The sequence below is a fragment of the Agromyces salentinus genome (assembly GCF_009749395.1).
GTDB classification, from domain to species: Bacteria; Actinomycetota; Actinomycetes; order Actinomycetales; family Microbacteriaceae; genus Agromyces; species Agromyces salentinus.
Window position 1 is genome coordinate 457,468 of sequence record NZ_WBIR01000001.1, and the last position, 20,816, is coordinate 478,283.

The following is a 20,816-nucleotide window of genomic DNA, read 5'->3' on the forward strand; positions in this document are numbered from 1 at the left end:
GAGCGGATGTCGCGGCGCGGGCCCCGATGGAGGGCTGCGGATGCCCCGTGGCCGGGCGCGGGGCATCCGCCGCTCAGGTCGCGGGCAGCTCCGCGAACGCCCGCACCGGGAACGTGCCGAACCCCTCGACGCGGGGCGGCACGGCGGTGAACGTCGCACCGCGAACGGGCACGCGCTCGAGCGCCGTGAGGTGCTCGACGACGTGGATGCCGGCCTCGAGCAGCAGCGAGTGCGCGGGACGCTCGCCGCCCGACTCGGTGTCGTCGATGTTGAGCGAGTCGATGCCGACGAGCGCCACGCCGGCCCCCACGAGGTGCCTGGCGCCCGCCTCCGTCAGGTACGGCGAGCCCTGCCCGTACTCGGGAGTGCTGAAGTGGCGGTCCCAACCCGTGTAGAGCAGCACGGCGCTGCCGGCGAGTTCACGGTCGAGGAACACCTCGGCTGGGATGCCCCGCTCCGCGGCATCCGTCAGGCGGAAGACCTCGGCGGGCAGCCCGACGAGGGTCTCCAGGCCGAGGCTCGCGAGGTCGCCACCCTCGGCGTAGCGATGGAACGGGCTGTCGAGGTAGGTGCCGGTGTTGCCCGCCATGTGGATGACGTCGATCCCGAACTCGGTGCCGGGCGCGTAGACGCCGCGCGAGGCCTCGCGGGTCAGGTGCGGCGTGATCTCGGGCGCGGGGATGCCCGGGTAGGTGACGAGCCCCGCCCGGATCGGGTGGCTGAGGTCGACGAGGCGCCCCTGCGGATGCCACCCGTTTCGGAGATCCTCGCGACGCGCCGCGGCCGCATTCGCCGTCGGCGGCGTGTCGTCGCGGATCTCCGAATCCGGGAGACGGCCGGCGACATCCGGCAGCACGTTGCGCGAGCCACGATGGGCCTCCTCGACGACCTCGAGGTTCGCCAGGCGCACGCTGCCGACGAGCGTGAGCCCGAGGTGACGCACGAGCAGCGCGCCGATCTCGGCCTCGGTGAGGTCCGCCGACGGCAGGTCGAGGCGGAACGCGTCGGCGTGCAGCCCTCCCCCGTTCACGAACGAGATGTCGGCGTCGAAGTGGGCGCGGTACTCGGTCACTCGGTGTCCTTCTGGTCGGCGGTGATGGCGGTGGCGGAGACGACGGATGCCGCGGCCGGCGCGGCCGGCACGAGCACGGGCGCCTCCGGAGTCCGGGTGCCGACCGCGGCATTCGGATGCTCGACCGAGGCCGTGACGGCTGGGTCGCGTCGACCGTGCCGTCGTGCGCGAACGCGACGCACGACCGTGACGAGGACGGCGGCGACCGCGAGCACGAGCGGAACGAGCAGGTTCTGCCAGGCCAGGAGGAGCAGGCCCGCGGTGAGCACGGTCGCGACGACGGCGAGCCACCAGCCGAACGAGAACCGGCGCAAGAGGAGCGTCGCCGCGAGCATGCCGGCCGCGTAGATCGCGACCATGTTGCTCGTGTGGATGAGGATGAACGCGGTGAGGTCGAGGTTGTTCGCGACCATGAGGGCGAAGTAGACGAGCATGAGCGCGCCGGTGACGGCGAGCGCGCGCCGCGGGACCTCGCCGTCGGCGGCGCCCTTCGCGAGGAAGCACGGCAGGTCGCCGTCGCGGCCGAGCGCCGCGCCGAGCTTGCCGAAGGCGGGCAGGTAGGCGTTCAGCACGCCGACCGTGACGACGGCGGCGATGATCGCCACGAGCACGGGGCCGACGCCGGGGGCGGCGACCTCCACGAGCGCGAGCAGCGGCACCGCGGTGTCACCGGCGGCCTCGCCGAGCACCCCGACCGTGGCGACCTGCAGCAGCAGGTACGAGACGCCGACGAGCACGATGGCGATGCCGGTCGCGAGCGGGATGTCGCGGCGCGGGTTCCGGAACTCGCCGGCGATGTGCGTGCCGACCTCCCATCCGGCGAACGCCCAGACGAACAGGCTGATCGCGAGGCCCACGCCCGCCCAGCCGTTCGGGAGGAACGGCGTGAAGTTGCCGGACTCAACGACCGGGAAGGTCACGGCGACGACGCCGATGACGACGGCCAGCAGCAGGCCGGTCAGCACGAACTGCATCCACCCGGCGACCCGCACGCCGAACCAGTTGGCGACGAACGGCGGCAGGTAGATCGCGAGGGTGACGATGGGCACGGCCGCCCGGTCGACGCCCAGCACCGCCACGGCGTACTCGCCACCGAGCACGGCGACGACCGGGGCGCCCACGCAGACGCCGATGTAGAACCAGTACCCCGTCATACGCGCGGCGGTATCGCCGAGCGCGCGGCGCACGTAGCTCGCGACGCCGCCCGCGTCGGGATACCGCGCGGCGAGCGCGGCGAAGGTGCCCGCGAGCGGGATCGAGAGCAGGAGCACGGCGGCGACGGCGACGATCGAGGCCGGGCCCGCCGCCTCGACCGCGAGGCCGGGCAGCACGAGGATGCCGGTGCCGAGCACGCTCGCGACGTAGAGGGCGGTGCCCTGGGCGAGGCCGATGCCGCCTCGGCGGGCGGGTGCGGGTTCGGGGGCCGGATTCGTGCTCACGGGCCCAGTCTGGAGCATCCGCGCGGCACGGTGCGATGGCAGGGCTGACGGTGTGCGTCGATTTCCTGCCAATGCGCGGATGCCGCCGCCTGCGGCGCCGGCGCCGCCGGCCACGCCGGCCCGGGGCTGGGACGCCGGGCCCGAGCCCGGGCCCGATGCGAGCCGCCCAACAGCGGCCCGGGGCGACTCAGAGCCGCGCGAGCGCCCCGTCGATGTCGGCGAGCAGGTCGGCCACGTCCTCGATGCCGACGGACAGGCGCACGACCGACTCGGGCACCTCGGCCTCGGTGCCGCGCACCGACGCATGCGTCATCTCGGACGGGTAGTTCACGAGCGACTCGACGCCGCCGAGCGACTCGGCCAGCTGGAACACCGAGGTGGACTCGGCGAACCGGCGCGCCGCCTCGGCTCCCCCGGAGAGCGAGATCGAGATCATGCCACCGAAGCCCGACATCTGCCGCGCCGCGAGCTCGTGCCCGGGGTGCGACTCGAGCCCGGGGTAGAAGACCTGCTCGATGCCCGCGTGACCCTCGAGCCGCAGGGCGATCGCGAGGGCGTTCTCGCTGTGCCGCTGCATGCGGATGCCGAGCGTCTTGATGCCGCGCGTCGTCAGGAACGCGTCGAACGGGGCCGAGATCGCGCCCGCCGCGAACTGGGTGAACGTGACCTGCTCGGCCAGTTCGTCCTGGCCGGGGGCGAACACGAGCGCCCCGCCGACCACGTCGGAGTGCCCGCCCAGGTACTTCGTCGTGGAGTGCACGACCACGTCGGCGCCGAGCGCGATCGGCTGCTGCAGCGCCGGCGAGGCGAAGGTGTTGTCGACCACCACGAGGGCGCCGGCCTCGCGTCCGAGGGCGGCGAGCGCCGCGACATCCGAGATCTTCATGAGGGGGTTGGAGGGCGTCTCGACCCACAGCACCTTCGTGACCCCCGGCTCGATGGCCGCCCGCACGGCGTCGAGGTCGCTCATGTCGACGGTCGAATGCCGCACGCCCCAGGCGCCGTGCACCCGGCGGATGAGCCGGTGCGTGCCGCCGTAGACGTCGTTGCCGACGACCACGTGGCCGCCGGGTGCGAGCGCGGTTCGCAGCAGCGCGTCCTCGGCCGCGAGGCCCGAGGCGAACGAGAGGGCCCGGATGCCGCCCTCGAGCGCGGCGAGCTGGGTCTCCAGTCCGGTGCGCGTCGGGTTGCCGCCCCGCGAGTACTCGTATCCCTCGCGGAGACCGCCGATGCCGTCCTGCACATAGGTCGAGGTCAGGTAGACGGGCGGGATCACCGCGCCCGTGGTCGGGTCGAACGCCTGCCCGGCGTGGATGGCGCGGGTGTCGAAGCCGGCGCGGTCGGAGATGTTCATCGTGACATCCGTTTCTGGTCTGGGTGCGTCTGGAGGACTTTGGCGCGAATCACGGGGCCGCGGTTCGCGGGGGTCGAGCGCGCGACATCCGCTCGCTCGGGAGGGCGGATGCCGGCCGCTACGCGGAGAGGTAGGTCAGCAGGTCGGTGCGGGTGATGACGCCCAGCGCCTTGCCGCCGTCGGTCACGAGCATCGCGGATGCCTCGGCGAACGCCGAGCGCGCCGTCGCGACCGGCTCGTTGACGCCGATGAGCGGCAGCCCCTCGTCGACCACGCCGCCGACCTCGTCGGTGAGCTTGACCCGGCCGGTGAAGACCTGGTCGAGCAGCGACTCCTCGTGCAGGGCGCCGACCACCTCGCCGAGCACGACGGGCGGCTCGGCCGAGAGCACCAGGAGCTGCGAGACGCCGGTCGTGGCCATGACGTCGATGGCCTCGCGCACGCTCTGGCTGCGGTGCACGTAGACGAGCGGGGCGGTGCGATCGGCCTTCGAGGCCAGAAGTTGGGCGATCGTGTGACCTTCCGGCGCGTTCGAGAAGCCGTACGCGCGCAGCCACTTGTCGTTGAAGATCTTGCCGAGGTACCCGCGCCCGCTGTCGGGCAGCAGCACCACGAAGACGTCGTCCGCGGTGACTCCTGGTGCGGATGCCGCCTTCAGCGCCGCGACCACGGCCATGCCGCTCGATCCGCCGACGAGGATGCCCTCCTCGCGCGCGAGGCGCCGGGTCATCGCGAACGACTCGGCGTCGCTGACCTCGATGACCTCGTGCGGGACGGCGGGGTCGTACGCCGTCGGCCAGAAGTCCTCGCCCACGCCCTCGACGAAGTACGGTCGGCCGGTACCACCGGAGTAGACCGAGCCCTCTGGGTCGGCGCCGATGATGCGCACCCGGCCGTCGGATGCCTCGCGGAGGTACCGACCGGTGCCCGTGATCGTCCCGCCCGTGCCGATGCCGGCGACGAAGTGGGTGATGCGCCCCTCGGTGTCGCTCCAGATCTCGGGGCCGGTGGTCTCGTAGTGCGAGCGCGGACCGTTCGGGTTGGAGTACTGGTCGGGCTTGAAGGCGCCCGGCGTCTCGCGGACGATGCGGTCGGAGACCGAGTAGTACGACTCGGGGCTGTCGGGGGCCACCGCCGTCGGCGTCACGACGACCTCGGCGCCGTACGCCTTCAGCACGTTGCGCTTGTCCTCACTGACCTTGTCGGGGCAGACGAAGATGCACGAGTACCCCTTCTGCTGGGCGAAGAGCGCGAGGCCGACGCCGGTGTTGCCGCTCGTGGGCTCGACGATCGTGCCGCCGGGCTTCAGCTTGCCCTCGCGCTCGGCCGCCTCGATGATGCGCTCGGCGATGCGGTCCTTCGCGGAGCCACCCGGGTTCAGGTACTCGAGCTTCACGAGCACCGTGGCGTTCGTGACGCCCTCGACGACGCGATTGAGCTTGACGAGCGGCGTGCCGCCGACGAGGTCGACGATGGATTCTGCGTACTTCATGCGAGGGTTCTCCCCAGGTTGTCAGCGTGTGGCGCCCGGACCCGCTTCGACGGGGGCAGGGCGCGAGTGGTCATGGTCGCGAGAGGCGACGACAACAACGACACGTGAGCAGCACGGGACCACCCTACCCCGTGGCGGCCCGGCTCGCGCGACGGCGTTGGTCGCGGGCCGTGCCGGCGGCGAACACCGCTTCGGAGTCCTCGAGCGCCATGCCCTTCGTCTCGGGAACCTTCCAGAGCACGAAGATGAACGAGAGGACGGCGAACGCCGCGTACATCGCGTAGGTCCAGAACAGGGAGAACTCCGACATCGGCGGGAAGGACACGGTGATGAGGAAGTTCGCGATCCACTGCGCCGCCGCCGCGAGGCCGAGTGCGCGGCCGCGGATGCTGTTCGGGAAGATCTCGCCGAGCAGCACCCAGACGAGCGGACCCCACGAGAAGCCGAAGGCCACGACGAAGAGGTTGGCCGCGACGAGCGCGACCGGGCCCCAGGCGCCCGGCAGGCTCACCTCGCCGTCGATCGTGACGGAGTTCGCGAACGCGAGTGCCATCGTCGCGAGGGTCACGGCCATGCCCGTCGAGCCGATGAGCAGCAGTGGGCGTCGGCCGACCTTGTCGACCAGGGCGATCGCGATGAAGGTCACCACGATGTTCGTGACCGACGTGAGCACGCTGATGGTGAAGGAGTCGGACTCGTCGAAGCCGACGGCCTTCCAGAGGGTCGTCGAGTAGTAGAAGATCACGTTGATGCCGACGAACTGCTGGAACACCGAGAGCAGGATGCCGATCCACACGATGCCCTTGAGGCCGAGCACCGGCCCGCGCAGCGTGCCCTGCGCCTCGGCGACCTGATCGCGGTGCAGGGACCCGGTGATGTCGGCGACGGCCTTCGCCGGGTCGGGAGTGCCGATGCGCTCGAGCACCTCTTCGGCCTGCTTGTCGCGACCCGCCTTGACCAGGTAGCGCGGCGACTCGGGAAGGAGCAGGGCGATCACGCCGTAGGCGATCGAGGGCACCGCGCACGCGAGGAACATCCACCGCCACGCCTCGAGCCCGAACCAGAACGGTTGGTCGGCGCCGCCCGCGGCCGCCGCGAACAACGCATCGGAGAGCAGGGCGGCGAAGATGCCGAAGACGATCGCGAGCTGCTGCAGCGACGCGAGCCGGCCGCGGATCGCGCTCGGCGAGATCTCGGCGATGTACGCCGGGGCCACGACCGAGGCGATGCCGATGCCCACGCCGCCGAGCACGCGCCAGAAGATCAGGTCGATCACGCCGAAGGCGAAGCCCGCGCCGAGCGAGGAGACGAGGAAGAGCACCGCGCCGATGATCATCACCGGGATGCGGCCGTAGCGATCGGCCAGCCGCCCGGCGAGCTCGGCACCGAGCGCGCAGCCGAGGAGGGCGCTCGCGACCGCGAAGCCCGTCACCGCCGCGGAGAGGGCGAACTCGTCCTGGATCGCGTCGACCGCGCCGTTGACCACGGAGGAGTCGAAGCCGAAGAGGAAACCGCCGACCGCGCCCGCCGCAGCGAGCCCGATGACCTTGCGGTTGACGCCCTTCGGCAGCTTCTGCCCAGCCGTCGACCCGTCGCTCATGGAGTCCCCCTTCGCCACCTTCGGCGCATCCCCTGGCCGTGCTGACGAGCCTAGCGGGAACCCCGGATGCGGCGCAGGGCGACGCCCCCCGCACCGGACCGTGGTACCTTACGCCCTCACGCCTCGACGGCGGGCACGGCCAGGGCCGGGCCCCGCTCCTGCTGGTGGTAGAGCGACGCGTACACGCCGCCCGCGCCGATCAGCTCGGCGTGCGTGCCCTGTTCGACGATGCGTCCCGCGACGACGACGAAGATCACGTCGGCCGCGACCACGGTCGACAGGCGGTGCGCGATCGCGATGGTCGTGCGCCCTCGGGCGGCGTCGTCGAGCGCCTCCTGCACGACGCGCTCGGAGATCGTGTCCAGCGCACTCGTCGCCTCGTCCAGCACGAGCACCGGCGGGTCCTTGAGCAGCACCCGCGCGATCGCGATGCGCTGCTTCTCGCCGCCCGAGAGCCGGTACCCGCGTTCGCCGACGGTCGTCGCGTACCCGTCGGGGAAGGACATGATCGTCTCGTGGATGTTGGCCGAGCGCGCGGCGGCCTCGAGCTCGGCATCCGTGGCATCCGGCTTCGCGTACCTGAGGTTCTCGGCGATCGTCGCGTGGAACAGGTAGGTCTCCTGGCTCACGATCCCGATGCTGCCCACGAGCGATTCCTGCCGGAGCTCGCGCACGTCATCGCCCGCGAACCTCACGGCGCCGCCCGTCGCCTCGTACAGGCGCGGCACGAGGTAGGACACCGTCGTCTTGCCCGCGCCCGACGGGCCCACGAAGGCCGCGTACTGCCCCGGCTCGATCGTGAAGCTGACGCCGTCGAGCGTCGGCGCCGTGTCATCCGTCGCGTCGGGGTACCGGAAGGTCACGTCGTCGAACTCGACCCGCCCGAGCTCGGGACCGGATGCCACGTCGCGGGCGTTCGGGGCATCGGTGATGGTGGGCTTCAGGTCGAGGTACTCGAAGATGCGGGCGAAGAGGGCGCTCGAGGTCTGCAGGTCGAGCGACACGCGCATGAGCGCCATCAGCGGGAAGAGCAGCCTCGCCTGCACGGTCGTGAACGCGACGATGGTGCCGGCCGTGACATCCGCCGCGCCGTTGCCGATGAGCACGCCCGCGACCAGGTACACGATCGCCGGGATCGACGACATGAAGATGTTGACCATCGCGAAGAACCACTGGCCCGTCATCTGCTGGCGCACCTGCAGGCGGATCTGGTTGTCGTTCTCGTCGGCGTAGCGGTCGATCTCGTTCTGCTGGCGCGTGAAGCTCTTCGAGAGCAGGATGCCCGACACGCTCAGGGTCTCCTGCGTGATGGCGGTCATCTCGGACAGCGACTCCTGCGTCTCGCCGGCGATGCGGGCGCGGACCTTGCCGACACGACGCTGCGCGATGACCATGAACGGCATCAGCACGATCGCCACGAGCGTCAGCTGCCAGTTGAGGATCCACATCGCGATGAATGCCGAGATGACGGTGACGGTGTTGCCGAGCACGCTCGAGACCGTATTCGTGAGCACGCTCGCGACGCCGCCGACGTCGTTCTGCAGGCGCGACTGGATGACGCCGGTCTTCGTGCGCGTGAAGAAGCTGAGCTCCATCGACTGCAGGAGCGTGAACATGCGCACCCGCAGGGCGCCCATGACCTTGTTGCCGATGGTGGAGGTGAGCCACGTCTGCCAGACCGCGAGGAGCGCCGACACCAGGTAGACCGCGATCATCGCGCCGACCACCCAGGCCAGCAGCGGCAGGTTCGGGCCGGTGATGAGGTCGGGGTTCGACGGATCGGTCGGGAACAGGCCGTCGTCGAAGGCGCGCTGCGTGAGCAGCGGCGGGATCACGCTGAGCCCCGCGGCGACGAGCACGAGCACGACGGTCAGCGTCAGGGCCGCCCGGTGCGGGGCGAAGAGCTGGGCGATGCGGCCGAGGAGGTTCGGGATCACCGGCGCCTCGGCGTTCTCGGCGCGCTGCGCCGACTCGTCGGCGGCCGAGATGCGTGTGCGCGGCTTGCCGAACTTGCCCGTCTGGCCGCCGGGCGGGCCGCCTCCCGCTCCATGCATGCTCATGGGCCAACCCTACGTCGGCTCAACGTCGCCTCGGCCCGCTTGACATCCCAACACGGGCGAAGCGGATGCCGCGGACCCCCCAGCCCGCGGCATCCGCCGTTCGCTCGCGCTGTGGCCTACCCCTTCGTCGACCCGGCGAGCAACCCGCGCACGAAGTAGCGCTGGAGGCTGAAGAAGACGATGAGCGGGATGACGATCGAGATGAACGCGGCCGCCGTGAGCAACTGCCAGTCCTGCCCCCTCGTCCCGGTCAACTCCGCCAATCGTTGGGTGAGTGGCGCAACGTCCTGGGTGCCGCCCGAGAAGATGAGGGCGACGAGCAGGTCGTTCCACACCCAGATGAACTGGAAGATCGCGAACGAGGCGATGGCCGGAACGGAGAGCGGGAGCACGATGCGGAAGAAGATCTGGCTGTGCGTCGCGCCGTCGACCCTCGCCGCCTCGATGACGTCAGCCGGGATCTCGGAGATGAAGTTGTGCAGCAGGAAGATCGCGAGCGGGAGGCCGAAGATCGTGTGCGCGACCCAGAGCGGCAGGTAGTTCTGCTCGGGGATGATCGGGATCACGTCGTGGAGCCAGGCCTGCATCGGGCGGAGCACGGTCGAGAAGATCTGCAGGAGCGGCACGAGCGCCATCTGCAGCGGGATGATCTGCAGCGCGAAGATGATGACGAAGAGCACCCCGACCCCGCGGAACCGCATCCACGCGAAGGCGTAGGCCGCCATCGACGCGAAGACGAGCGGGATGATCGTGGCGAGCAGCGCGATCGCGATCGAGTTGACGATGTACGAGCCCAGCTGCGGCGAGGAGGACGAGGTCGACAGCAGCACGTCCTGGTAGTTCTCGAGCGTGAACCCGGGGTTGCTGAAGATCGTCCACCAGCCGGTGGTGCGGATGAGCTCGGCCGGGCGGAACGACGAGATGAAGAGTCCGAAGGTCGGGATCGTCCAGAGCAGGGCGATGACGAGCGAGGCGATCGTGGCCGTGCGCGAGGTGAGCCGCTTCTTGACCCGCATGGTCTTGGGCTCGGTGTAGCCGGATGCCTCGGCGTCGGTCGTGGCGTCGATCGCGCCGCGGTTCTTGCCGACGGGAAGGTCGGGCGGGGCGATGCTCATCGGATCTCCCTCTGCTTGCGGAGCACGTTCACGTTGTAGATCACGATCGGCAGCACCATCACGAAGAGGATCAGCGCGAGCGCCGAGCCGCGCCCGATCTCGCTCGCGCGGAACGCCTGCGTGTACATCTCGTTGGCGACGATGCTGGTGTTGAAGTTTCCGGCGGTCATCGTGCGGACGATGTCGAAGACCTTGAGGGTCGCGATCGAGATCGTCGTGAGCACGACGACGAGCGAGCCGCGGATGCCGGGGACGATCACGTTCGTGAAGCGCTGCCAGCCGTTGGTGCCGTCGAGCTGCGCCGCCTCGAGCTGCTCGGTCGCGATGCCCTTGATCGCGGCGCTCAGCACGACCATGGCGAAGCCGGTCTGCACCCAGATCATCACGACGATGAGCAGGATCGTGTTGATCGGGTCGGTCTGCAGCCACTGCACCGGCTCGCCGCCGAAGGCGACGACGATCGCGTTCAGCAGGCCGATCTGCTCGCGGTCGCCCGAGCGGTACTCGTACACGAACTTCCAGATGACGCTGGCGCCCACGAACGAGATGGCGATCGGCATGAACAGGACGGCCTTGTAGAAGCGCTCTCCGCGTGAGCGGTCGATGAACACCGCGTAGGCCAGGCCGACCGCGGTCGCGAACGTCGGCACGAGCAGCACCCAGATGACGGTGTTGATGAGCGTGCGGATGGCGGCGGGTTGCGTGAAGGCCCAGATGAAGTTGTCGAAGGTCCAGGCGCCCGACGAGGTCTGGAAGGCCAGGATGCTCGTCCGGATGGCCGGGTAGATGAGTCCGACCGTCACGAGGATCAGCGCCGGCGCCAGGAACCCGACCAGTTGCCAGTAGTCGCGCCCCTTCTTGGGCGCCTTGTCGATGAAGAAGATGAGGAGGCCGACGATGGCGGCGAAGACCGCAAGCCCCATCACCACCTGCAGGATCTTGCCGAGCAGATCGGCCGTGGTCATCGTGCCCTCACATTCTCCGTTGAATCGAGCTTCGGTGAAGCCGGGTCGCCGAGGGGTGGGGCTCGAAGAACCCCACCCCTCGACTATGCCGCATGCCCTCGGTGCTCGGGCGGCGACACGAGGATGATCAGCTGGAAGGCCAGCTCGCCTCGATGGTGTCGAGCACCTGCGCGGTGTCCTCACCGCCGACCCAGGCCACGATGCCCTTCCAGAAGGAGTCGGTGCCGACGGCGCCGGGCATCAGGTCCGATCCGTCGAACCGGAACGTGGTCTCGGGATCCTGGAGGATCTCGATGGACTGCGTGAGCAGCTCGCTGGAGGCGTTCTGCGGGTCGACGCCCTTGTTGGCGCTGATGACGCCGCCGAGGCTGACGCGGTTGTTGGCCCACGTGTCGCTGGAGAGGTAGGCGCGGAACGCCTCGACCTCTTCGGCGTCGCGGAACGCGACCGGGAACTCGCCGCCACCGGTGACCGACAGCGGGTCGTCGGCGCTGGCCGGCGGGAGCAGGAAGCCGAACACGTCGCCATCGGATGCGACCGTCACCTCATCGCCACCGTCGGGGTTCCAGAACGTCTCGTAGAACGAGGCCTGGTGGTGCAGCGAGCACTCGCCGTCGACGATCGGCAGGCCGGCGGTCTGGAAGGCCTCGGTGACCTGCGTGGACACGTCGCCGATGCCGCCGTTGACCATGTCCTCGTTCTTGAGGTAGCCCCCGACCGCGTCGAACGCGGCTGCGACCTGCGGGTCGTTGAACGGGATCTCGTGCGTGACCCACTGGTCGTACGCGTCGGGGCCGTTCAGGCGCAGCATGTAGTCCTCGACCCAGTCGGTGCCCGGCCAGCCGGTCGCCTCGCCGGATTCGAGGCCGACGCACCAGGGCTTGTGGTCGCCCTCGGCCGCGATGGTCTCGGAGAGCTCGGTCAGCTCGTCGAGCGTCTTCGGGATCTCGTAGCCCTTCTCCTCGAACTCGGCCGGCGAGTACCAGACGTAGCCCTTGATGCTGGCCATGAGCGGGGCGGCGTAGAACGTGTCCTCGTAGGTGCCGTACTGCTTCCAGTCCTCGGACCAGAACTCGTCGACGTTCGCCTCGACGGGCTCGGAGGCCGGGATCAGCCAGCCGCCGGCGGCGAGGCGCCCGAGCAGGCCGGGCTGCGGAACGATGCCGACGTCGGGAGCGTTGCCGCCCTCGGCGAGGACGGCGATCTGCGCCTCGAACTCGCTCGAGCCCTGGTACTCGACCGAGATGCCGGTGCACGACTCGAAGTCGGCCCACGACTTGTTCAGGTTGTCGGCCTCGAGGTCGAGGATGGTGCCCGCGACGGTGACCTCGGCCCCGTCGAACGTGCCGTAGGTCTCGTAGTCGGAGCAGTCGACGTCGCCGGCGTCCTCTTCCGCGATGTCACCGGTGCAAGCCGTGAGCGTGAGGCCGAGCGCGGCGGCCGCCACGATCGACGCCGTCCACCGACGATGCCGTGTGTTTCTCATGTCATCTCCTCATCGAGTAACGAATGTGACGCAGCCGGAACCCGGAACCGGTTCCACTGCTCCACGGTAGGGGAGGCCGACTGACCGCACAACCCGTGGGCGGTCACGATCCGGCCACGCGGGCACGGATGCAGCCCGGCGCGGTGAGAACGCTCTCCCGCTTCGACACCCCGGCGCGCCCCGAGTTCCGGAACCGGTTCCACCCAAGCGGGCCGAGCACTACCATCAGGAGCGGATGCTGCCCGACGGAGGGAGGCGCGATGCCCGCCATCAGCGATGTCGCTCGACTCGCGGGCGTCTCCAAGGCGACCGCCTCACGCGCGCTCTCGGGCCGCGGGCACGTGGCCGAGCAGACCCGGCTGCGGGTCGTGCAGGCGGCATCCGAGATCGGGTACATCGCCTCGCCGGATGCCGCGAGCCTCGTGACGGGCCGAACGAAGAACGTCGGCGTCGTGATCCCGTTCGTGAACAGCTGGTTCTTCGGCGAGATGCTCGAGGGCATCGAGCGCGCCCTGCTCGGCGCCGGCTACGACCTCACGCTCTACAACCTGCCGGAGGGCGGGCCCGCGCGGGCCCGGGTGTTCGACTTCTTCCTCGCCCGCAAGCGGGTGGACGCGGTGATCGTGATCGCCGTCGACCTCACGGAGGGCGAGGTGCGCGGGCTCGAACGACGCGAGAAGCCGATCGTCTGCGTGGGTGGCAGCGGCGACGCCACCGCCCGGCTCTCGATCGACGACCGGGCCGTCGGCCTGCTCGCGACCGAGCACCTGCTGCACCTGGGCCACACGCGCATCGCACACCTCGCGGGAGCCGGCGCCGGGCTGCAGCCCAACAGCATGGCGGGACTGCGGGCGGCCGGGTTCCGCGACGCCGTCGCAGCCGCGGATGCCGACCGGATGGACCCGGCCGCCCGCGTGGCGGGCGGCGCCCCTCGCGGTTCCGCGACCGAGCTCGGGCCCATCGACGCGATCGTCATCGAGACCGAGATGGGCATGCCGGGCGGCTTCGAGGCCGGCCTGCAGCTGCTCGGCCACCCGGCGCATCGGCCGACGGCGGTGTTCGCGGCGACCGACGAGACGGCGTTCGGCGTGATCCGCGCGGCTGAGCGGCTCGGTCTCTCCGTCCCCCGGGACCTCTCGGTGATCGGGGTCGACGACCACGAGCATGCGGCGCTCTTCGATCTCACGACGATCGCGCAGGCACCGGCCGAGCAGGGCCGGCTCGCCGTCGAGGTGGCGCTGCGGATGCTGGGCGACGACGCCCGGGCGGATCCCCTTCCCGACTCCGGGGCGCCCCTGGCGACCCGCCTCGTGGTCCGCGGCAGCACCGCACGCGCGACCGCCTGAGGGCTCATAAAGCGCTTTCTCGCTTTCATCACATTTCGGCAACTGAAATCGGGAAAGCGCTTGCGAAGCCGCGCAATCGTCGTGTAGAAACGTCACGAAGCACTGAGATAGCGCTTTCTGACAGAGTGATCGACGTTGATGACTGGAGACACCGTGGTTTCCCCCACCCGAGCCGATGCCCGCCATGCGGGGTACGGCGCACCAGAGGCTGCTCGATGAGCGCGCTCGGCGAACTCCGCCGTGTGAAGGGCCAGCCGGTATCGCGGCAGCGCAAGCAGAACAAGGCGGCGTTCCTGTTCCTCCTGCCGTGGTTCATCGGGCTCGCGCTCATCACCATCGGCCCGATGGTCGCGTCGTTCGCACTCTCGTTCACGCGGTACAACCTGCTGAGCCCCCCGCGGTTCATCGGTTTCGAGAACTACGTGCGGATGTTCGAGGACGAGCGGCTGCACAAGGCCCTCGCCGTCACCTTCCAGTACGTGTTCATCTCGGTGCCGCTGCAGCTCGGCCTGGCACTGCTGCTCGCCATCGTGCTCGACCGCGGCCTCCGCGGCCTCTCGCTGTACCGATCGGCGTTCTACCTCCCGTCACTGCTCGGCGGCAGCGTCGCGATCGCCATCCTGTGGCGCCAGCTCTTCGGCGTCGACGGCCTCGTGAACGTGGTGCTCGGCTGGGTCGGCATCGAGGGGCAGGGTTGGATCTCCAACCCCGAGACCGCGCTGGGCACCCTGATGGTCCTCAACGTCTGGACCTTCGGCGCGCCGATGGTGATCTTCCTCGCCGGCCTCCGGCAGATCCCCGTCATGTACTACGAGGCGGCCTCCGTCGACGGCGCCAACCGCCGGCAGCAGTTCCGGCACATCACACTGCCGATGCTCACCCCGATCATCTTCTTCAACCTGATCCTGCAGCTCATCGGGGCGTTCCAGTCGTTCACCCAGGCGTTCGTCGTCTCGGGCGGAACGGGCGGCCCGGTGGACTCGACGCTGTTCTACACGCTGTACCTCTACCAGCAGGGCTTCACGAGCCTGAACATGGGGTACGCCTCCGCCATGGCCTGGCTGCTCCTGGTGATCATCGCCGCGCTCACCGCCATCAACTTCTGGGCCTCGAAGTATTGGGTGTTCTACGATGACCAAGACTGACCCCTCGACCGACCGCGCCCCGATGACGGAATCGGTCGTCACCGGCCTCCCGCCCGAACGCATCCGCGAACAGCGCCGTCGCCGCAACGCCTTCCGCAAGCCGGTCACGAGCGTCCTGCGCCACGTGTTCCTCATCACGGCGGCCGTGCTGATGCTCTACCCCGTGATCTGGATGGTCGTCAGCTCCTTCCGGCCGACCGAGCTGATCTTCCGCGACGCGGGCCTGGTGTTCGACAGCTTCGAGATCTCGAACTACGTCGAGGGCTGGGAGGCGCTGACCTACCCGTTCAACGTCTACCTGGTGAACTCCGGACTCGTGGTGATCGGCTCGATCATCGGCAACCTGGTCTCCTGCTCGCTGGCGGCCTACGCCTTCGCACGGCTCGAGTTCACGGGCAAGCGGTTCTGGTTCGCGATCATGCTGCTGAGCATCATGCTGCCGATCCACGTGATCATCGTCCCGCAGTACGTGCTGTTCTCCCAGCTCGGCTGGGTGAACACCTTCCTGCCGCTCATCGTGCCCAAGCTGCTCGCGACCGACGCGTTCTTCATCTTCCTGATGGTGCAGTTCATCCGCGGCATCCCGCGCGAACTCGACGAGGCCGCGCGCATCGACGGGGCGGGACATCCGCGCATCTTCCTGCAGATCATCCTGCCGCTCATGGTGCCCGCCCTCGCGACGACGACGATCTTCACCTTCATCTGGACGTGGAACGACTTCTTCAGCCAGCTCATCTTCCTGACCAAGCCCGGCCTCTACACCGTGCCGCTCGCCCTCAACGCGTTCCAGGACGCGCAGAGCTCGACCGACTTCGGCGAACTGTTCGCGATGAGCGTGGTCTCGCTCATCCCGATCTTCCTGATCTTCCTCTTCGGCCAGCGATTCCTCATCAAGGGCATCGCCACGACGGGGATCAAGTGACCGGCCCCACCGGTCGCACCACCATCACCACCAGCACCACGCTCATCCCCGAGCACACCCATGACAGCACCAGGAAGGATCCGACCATGCGAGGCATCACACGACGCCGTGCCGGGTTCGTCGCAGCCATCGGCGCCGCGACGCTTCTCCTCACGGCGTGCGCCGGCAACGACGCCGGCGGCGGCGAGGCCGCAGCCCCCGAACTCGAGCTCAGCGACGAGCCCGTGACCCTCTCGTTCACGTGGTGGGGCAACGACACCCGCCACGCGATCACCGAGGAGCTCATCGCGGCATTCGAGGCCGAGTACCCGAACATCACCATCGAGCCCCAGTACACCGACTGGGCCGGATACTGGGACAAGCTCTCGACCTCGGTCGCAGCAGGCGACATCCCCGACATCATCCAGATGGACGAGAAGCAGCTCTCGACGTACGCGTCCAACGGCGTGCTCGCCGACGTCGGGACCTACGCATCGATCCTCTCGACCGAGGACTTCCCCGAGGCGGTCCTGGACACCGGTGCGCTGGACGGCACGCAGTACGGCGTCCCGGTCGGCATCAACTCGTACACGATCATCGCGAACCAGGACCTGCTCGACCAGTACGGCATCGAGGTGCCCGACGACGAGAGCTGGACGTGGGATGAGTTCATCGCCACGGCCGAGGAGGTCTCGGCGGCGTCCGGCGGCGCGACCGTCGGCACGCAGTCGTGGGGCTTCGAGGACGGCGGCCTGAACAACTGGCTGCGCCAGCAGGGCGGCTCGCTCTTCTCGACCGACGGCAAGGTCGCCGCGACCGAGGAGGAGCTCTCGAGCTGGTGGCAGCTGCTGCTCGACGCGACGGCAGCGGGCGCGACGCCCGAGCCCGCCGCGACCATCGAGCGCGAAGCCGGCGGCCTGGCCGAATCGTTCACCGCGACCAACGCCTCGGCCTTCGGCCCGTGGTGGTCCAACCAGGTGCAGGCACTCCGCGAGGCCAGTGGTCAGGACCTCGTCGCCCTGCGCGTGCCCTCGGTCGAGGGCGCACCCGACGGCTGGGCCTACTACAAGCCGTCGATGTTCTGGTCGGGCTCGGCCAAGACGGAGCACCCGGCCGAGGTCGCCACGTTCCTCGACTTCCTCGCCAACAGCGAGGAGGCGGCCGACCTGCTGCTCGCCGAGCGCGGCGTGCCGGCGAACGAGGCGATCCGCGAGTACATCACGCCGAAGCTCGACGAGGTCAACCAGACCGTCGTGGGCTTCCTCGACGACCTCGCACCCGAGATCGGCGAGGCACCCGCTCCGACGCCCCCGGGCGGCGGCGCCATCGAGACGATCATCGACCAGCACACCCAGCAGGTGCTGTTCGGCGAGATGACGCCGGAGGAGGCGGCTGCCTCCTTCATCGAGGAGCTCCAGCGAGCCCTCGACGACGCGGCGATCTGATCCACCGGGCATCGCGCCCGATTCCCAGATGTGGGCGGGTCACGGGATGGAACTCCTCGTGACCCGCCCCACCCCAAGACGGCCCTCCCGGACCGTCAGTCCCTGAAAGGGGGCGGAGCCGCGACCTGCCTGCCGCGACATCCGCTCCACCCGGAGGGGCGATGGCCCTCAGTCCATCGCCCCTCCTCCCCTCCCGCCCGAGACTCGCTCGGTCCGGAGTCTTCGCACCCGCCGAGGCGGGTGCAGTATCGAACCCAACGCATCCGACGGAGGTCCCCGTGCCGAACCCGCCCCACCGGCAGGTCACCATCGCCCAGGTGGCCGAGTACGCGGGCGTCTCGCAGGCCTCGGTGTCGCGAGTGCTGAACCGCAACCAGACGGTCGACCCCTCGATCGCCGCCAAGGTGCTCGACGCGGTCGACAAGCTCAACTACTCCCCCAGCCAGATGGCGCGCAACCTCGTGAGGGGTCGCAGCAACACCGTCGCACTCGTGGTGCCCGACCTCGAGAACCCGATGTTCCAGGGCGTGCTGAAGGGCCTCAGCCGCGAGGCCGAGCGCGACGGATACCGCGTGCTCGTCGCCGACACCGCGGAACGCGTCGCCGACGAGGAGGAGATCGCCGCAGAGGCGCGCTCCCGGTGCGATGCGCTCGTGCTCGTCTCCCCGCGGATGCCCGCCGAGCGCCTCGAGACGCTCCTGGCGCGGTCCGGGCCGATCGTGGTCGTCAACCGACCCGTCGCCAGCAACCCCGCCGCCGAGCTCTCCATCGACTACGCGCACGCCGCGGCCTCGCTCGCCGAGCACCTCTTCTCGCTCGGGCACACCCGGCTCGCCTACGTCGCCGGCCCGCCCCAGTCGTACGCCGACGGCCTGCGCCGACGCGGGCTCGCGGAGTTCGTCGCGCATCACGCCGAGGTGCACGTCGAGGACATCCCCGGCGGATCCCAGATCGAGGACGGCTACCGCGCCACGGAGCCCGTGCTCTCCTCCGGCGCCACCGCCGTGGTCGCGTTCAACGACCTCATCGCGCTCGGCCTGCTCGCGCGGCTGCGCGAACTCGGCGTCGACGTGCCGGGAGAGCTCTCGGTCGCAGGCATCGACGACGTGCCCCTCGCCCGGTTCGCCGCTCCCCCACTGACGACGATGTCGGTTCCGCGCGTCGAACTCGGCGCCCAGGCGTGGCGGCGACTGCGCGACGCGATGAGCGGGACGCCCGCGACGCATCCGCTCTCCTACCGCGCGATCCTGCAGGCCAGGGGCAGCACCGGCCCGGCACCCGAGTCGACCGGATGGCTCTCGCCCGGGCGCCCCATCCTCCGCATCGGCGACCGGGTCGTCGCACGCTACGAGGAGGGACGCACGATCGACTCGGTGCTCTCGCCACGACCGTACCTCCACCCCGTGGAGTCGCTCGGCGGCGTCCGCGTCACCGACGTGCATCCGACCGACCACCTGCACCACTTCGGCATCGGCGTCGCACTGCCCGACGTGAACGGCACCTCGTACTGGGGCGGCCGCACCTACGTGCAGGGCGTCGGTTCGGTCATGCTCGAGAACCAGGGCATGCAGCGCCGGGACGACCTCGAACTCGTCGACGACGCCTTCGTCGAGCGCCTCACGTGGATCGACGAGCGCGAGGTCGCACAGCTGAGCGAGGTGCGGCGCATCACGGGCCGCCAGACACGGGTCGGCGAGCGCGACGCGTGGATGCTCGGCTGGCGTTCGAGCCTCGCCGCGAACTTCGGGGCGCTCCGCCTCGGGTCGCCCGCCACGAACGGCCGCGACGGCGCAGGGTACGGCGGCCTGTTCTGGCGCTTCCCGAAGTGGGAGGCCACCGTCGTCACCCGCGACGGCGTCGGCGAGGCCGCCGCGCACGGATCGCATTCGCCCTGGCTCGCCGTCGTGGACTCCCAGCGCCGCATCACCGTGCTGCTCGCGCAGCCGGCCGACCGCGAACCGCTCGCCTGGTTCGCGCGGGTCGCCGAGTACCTGGGCATCGGCCCCGCGATCGCGTGGGACGACGAGGTGCACCTCCCCGAGGGCGGTCGCCTGGAGCTCGGCCTCGACGCCCTGATCGTCGACCGCATCATCACCGACCCCGCCGAACTCGAACGACTGGCCGAGCGACTGGCGGACGAGGCGAACGCCGACCTGCCCGGCCTCGACCTCCGTCCCGCCCTCGCGAACCCCGGGGGCATCGGCGGGGCGGGCACGAGCGGCGCCGCGGGCTCACCGGCGCCCCGGCCGGTCCAGCGATGACCCAGCCGCTCAGCGTCGGCATCGCCGGGATCCACGGCCACGGGGCCGGACACGTCGTCACGGCACGAGAGCTCGAGCGGGCCGGGCGGATCCGGCTGGTCGCGGTGGCCGATCCGCGGGCACCCGGGCCCGACCTCGACGGAGTCCGCGCCTACCCCGACGCCGAGAGGATGATCGACGCCGAGGACCTCGACATCGTCGTCCTCTCGACCCCGATGCACACGCACCTGCCGCTCGCCCACGCCGCCCTGCGCGCCGGTGCCCACGTGCTCCTGGAGAAGCCGCCGACGCCGACTCTCGCCGACTTCGAGCGCCTGGTCGCGGCATCCGCCGACACCGGGAGGGCCGTGCAGATCGGCTTCCAGAGCCTCGGCTCATCGGCCATCGACGCCGTCCGCGACCTCGTCGCGTCGGGGGCGATCGGCGAACCGCTCGGGTACGGCGCCCTCGGCACGTGGCCGCGCACCGAGCAGTACTGGCGGCGCGCGGCGTGGGCCGGCCGACGCACCCTCGACGGGGTCCCCGTCGTCGACGGGGCCGTCACGAACCCGCTCGCCCACGCGGTCGCGACCTCGCTCGCCGTCGCCGGTGCGAGAGCCGTGACGGATGTCGCGGGCGTGCGCCTCGACCTCTACCGCGCGAACGACATCGAGGCCGACGACACCTCGTCGCTGGTCGTCGACCTCGCCGACGGCGCCCGGGTGGCGGGGGCACTGAGCCTCACGGCCGCGACGCGCGCCGAACCCTGCGTCGTCGTTCGCGGCGCTGAGGCCCGACTCGTCCTCTGGTACACGCTCGACCTCGTGCAGGTGTTCCGGCGCGGCGCCGAGCTCCCCGCGACGACCGCGCACGAGCGCACCGGCCTCCTCGCGAACCTCGTGGACCACGTGCAGCACGGCACTCCGTTGCTGGTTCCGGCCACCTCGACCGGGGCGTTCATGCGCGTCCTCGAGGCGGTGCGCACCGGAGCGGCGCCGACGCCGATCGAGCCGAGCTTCATCGAGCGCGTGACCGACGCCGATGGCGACCGCCGCGTCGTCAGGGACCTCGAGGCCTGGTCGGAGCGGGTCGTGCTCGAGGGCCGGACGTTCAACGAGCTGGGAGCACCCTGGGCCATCGCTCCGCCGGCCTGACG

General features: G+C 70.2%; 15 protein-coding genes. 6 read left to right on the forward strand and 9 right to left on the reverse strand.

The features are described from left to right. Positions 1 to 73: 73 nt before the first annotated feature. The 9 genes from GQQ95_RS02210 to GQQ95_RS02250 form a co-directional block, all read right to left on the reverse strand. On the reverse strand, positions 74 to 1,072 hold the full coding sequence (locus GQQ95_RS02210; RefSeq protein ID WP_157425979.1) for a cyclase family protein: 999 nt from the start codon (positions 1,070 to 1,072) through the stop codon (positions 74 to 76). Continuing rightward, the gene (locus GQQ95_RS02215; RefSeq protein ID WP_246205139.1) at positions 1,069 to 2,511 is read right to left on the reverse strand and encodes an APC family permease; all 1,443 of its coding nucleotides are present in this window, start codon (positions 2,509 to 2,511) and stop codon (positions 1,069 to 1,071) included. Before GQQ95_RS02215 ends, GQQ95_RS02210 begins: the two co-directional genes overlap by 4 nt. Positions 2,512 to 2,698: 187 nt before the next feature. Next, positions 2,699 to 3,865 carry a cystathionine gamma-synthase gene (locus tag GQQ95_RS02220; RefSeq protein WP_157425981.1) on the reverse strand — a complete coding sequence of 389 codons (1,167 nt, stop codon included), beginning with the start codon at positions 3,863 to 3,865 and terminating at the stop codon, positions 2,699 to 2,701. 118 nt (positions 3,866 to 3,983) lie between these two features. Further along, the gene (locus tag GQQ95_RS02225; protein WP_157425982.1) at positions 3,984 to 5,357 is read right to left on the reverse strand and encodes a cystathionine beta-synthase; all 1,374 of its coding nucleotides are present in this window, start codon (positions 5,355 to 5,357) and stop codon (positions 3,984 to 3,986) included. A gap of 124 nt (positions 5,358 to 5,481) precedes the next feature. Next, positions 5,482 to 6,957 (reverse strand): sugar porter family MFS transporter, encoded by a 1,476-nt coding sequence (locus tag GQQ95_RS02230; RefSeq protein ID WP_157425983.1) that lies wholly within the window; start codon positions 6,955 to 6,957, stop codon positions 5,482 to 5,484. A 116-nt stretch (positions 6,958 to 7,073) separates the two neighbouring features. Next, positions 7,074 to 9,011, reverse strand: a complete 1,938-nt coding sequence (locus tag GQQ95_RS02235) for an ABC transporter ATP-binding protein (protein WP_157426145.1) — start codon at positions 9,009 to 9,011, stop codon at positions 7,074 to 7,076. A gap of 122 nt (positions 9,012 to 9,133) precedes the next feature. Then, positions 9,134 to 10,132, reverse strand: coding sequence for a carbohydrate ABC transporter permease (locus tag GQQ95_RS02240; protein WP_157425984.1), 999 nt, complete (start codon positions 10,130 to 10,132; stop codon positions 9,134 to 9,136). Continuing rightward, positions 10,129 to 11,097 carry a carbohydrate ABC transporter permease gene (locus GQQ95_RS02245; protein WP_157425985.1) on the reverse strand — a complete coding sequence of 323 codons (969 nt, stop codon included), beginning with the start codon at positions 11,095 to 11,097 and terminating at the stop codon, positions 10,129 to 10,131. The genes GQQ95_RS02240 and GQQ95_RS02245 overlap by 4 nt, the downstream gene beginning before the upstream one ends. Positions 11,098 to 11,224: 127 nt before the next feature. Then, positions 11,225 to 12,583 carry an ABC transporter substrate-binding protein gene (locus tag GQQ95_RS02250; protein ID WP_157425986.1) on the reverse strand — a complete coding sequence of 453 codons (1,359 nt, stop codon included), beginning with the start codon at positions 12,581 to 12,583 and terminating at the stop codon, positions 11,225 to 11,227. A 260-nt stretch (positions 12,584 to 12,843) separates the two neighbouring features. Between GQQ95_RS02250 and GQQ95_RS02255 the strand changes: the two genes are divergently transcribed. The 6 genes from GQQ95_RS02255 to GQQ95_RS02280 all read left to right on the forward strand — a co-directional run bounded on the left by GQQ95_RS02255 (position 12,844) and on the right by GQQ95_RS02280 (position 20,814). Next, positions 12,844 to 13,929, forward strand: coding sequence for a LacI family DNA-binding transcriptional regulator (locus tag GQQ95_RS02255; RefSeq protein ID WP_170296931.1), 1,086 nt, complete (start codon positions 12,844 to 12,846; stop codon positions 13,927 to 13,929). 215 nt (positions 13,930 to 14,144) lie between these two features. After that, a complete protein-coding gene (locus GQQ95_RS02260; protein WP_157425988.1) occupies positions 14,145 to 15,074 on the forward strand; it encodes a carbohydrate ABC transporter permease in 930 nt (309 codons plus the stop codon). After that, on the forward strand, positions 15,061 to 15,996 hold the full coding sequence (locus GQQ95_RS02265) for a carbohydrate ABC transporter permease (protein ID WP_157425989.1): 936 nt from the start codon (positions 15,061 to 15,063) through the stop codon (positions 15,994 to 15,996). The genes GQQ95_RS02260 and GQQ95_RS02265 overlap by 14 nt, the downstream gene beginning before the upstream one ends. Positions 15,997 to 16,082: 86 nt before the next feature. Next, complete coding sequence (locus GQQ95_RS02270; protein WP_157425990.1) at positions 16,083 to 17,420, forward strand: ABC transporter substrate-binding protein; 1,338 nt, start codon at positions 16,083 to 16,085, stop codon at positions 17,418 to 17,420. 278 nt (positions 17,421 to 17,698) lie between these two features. Beyond that, positions 17,699 to 19,681 carry a DUF6807 family protein gene (locus GQQ95_RS02275; RefSeq protein WP_246205140.1) on the forward strand — a complete coding sequence of 661 codons (1,983 nt, stop codon included), beginning with the start codon at positions 17,699 to 17,701 and terminating at the stop codon, positions 19,679 to 19,681. After that, the gene (locus tag GQQ95_RS02280; RefSeq protein WP_157425992.1) at positions 19,678 to 20,814 is read left to right on the forward strand and encodes a Gfo/Idh/MocA family protein; all 1,137 of its coding nucleotides are present in this window, start codon (positions 19,678 to 19,680) and stop codon (positions 20,812 to 20,814) included. The genes GQQ95_RS02275 and GQQ95_RS02280 overlap by 4 nt, the downstream gene beginning before the upstream one ends. The last annotated feature ends 2 nt before the right edge of the window (positions 20,815 to 20,816 follow it).